The sequence below is a fragment of the Staphylococcus sp. EG-SA-2 genome (assembly GCF_017152085.1).
The window spans coordinates 1-933 of sequence record NZ_JACYHC010000929.1 but is presented as its reverse complement, the minus strand read 5'-3'; the positions used below and the strand labels follow the sequence as shown (position 1 = coordinate 933).

Annotated in this window: 1 pseudogene; it reads right to left on the bottom strand. The window is 36.9% G+C overall.

What is annotated here, in order from left to right:
* Positions 1 to 933 (bottom strand): annotated as a pseudogene (gene hisI, locus IDG60_RS27700) (phosphoribosyl-AMP cyclohydrolase); the annotation flags it as partial.

Genomic DNA, 933 nt, shown 5'->3' with positions numbered 1-933 from the left:
TGTTTGCACTGAAAATGGAACTTCTGTGTTGAAACAACTTTGACTGCCTGTATGACATGTTGGTCCATTTGGTATGACATCAATTAAAATAGTATCATTGTCGCAATCTACATGAATATCTTTAACACGTTGCGTATGACCAGATGTTTCACCTTTTGTCCATAGACGTTGTTTCGACCGCGAATAGAAACATACTACACCATCTTCTATCGTTTTATCAAAAGCTTCTTGATTCATATAACCCAACATCAATACTTGTTTTGTTTGATTATCTTGTAAAATTGCTGGCACTAAACCTTTGCTAAAATCAATTTTGTAATTGGTCATCTTACTGCTATACCTCCTTGCCGTATCACTTCTTTAATAGATTGAACCGTCGTTTCTCGATCATGTAATATACTTGCAGCTAAACCTGCAGAAACATCCGTCTGATCAAATAATTCTACAAAGTGTTGTGCATTGCCACCACCACCAGAAGCAATGATTGGAATATTTACAAGAGACTTAATATTTGCTAGGTGTTCAATATCAAAGCCTTGTTTCATACCATCATGTCCCATACTTGTAACGAGGAGCTCACCTGCACCTAACTGTTCTACTTGCTGTACCCAGTCATATACTTTAATATTTGTCATTTTTTTACCACCAGTCGTACAACAATAATGTGCTTTTCTTTCAGGATCATAATAGCTATCAATTGCTATGCAGATGCATTGTCTACCGAATTTATCACTCGCTTGTTTAATGAGCTGTGGATTTTTTAAAGCACTTGAATTTAATGATACTTTATCTGCACCATGATTTAGCAATTGGGTAATATCATCGAGACTTTGAATCCCACCCCCTACAGTAAGAGGGATAAACAAGCGTGACGCTGTCTGTTCAATCACTTCTAGCATTAAGCTATGACCCTCTTCCGTCTTAGAGATGTCT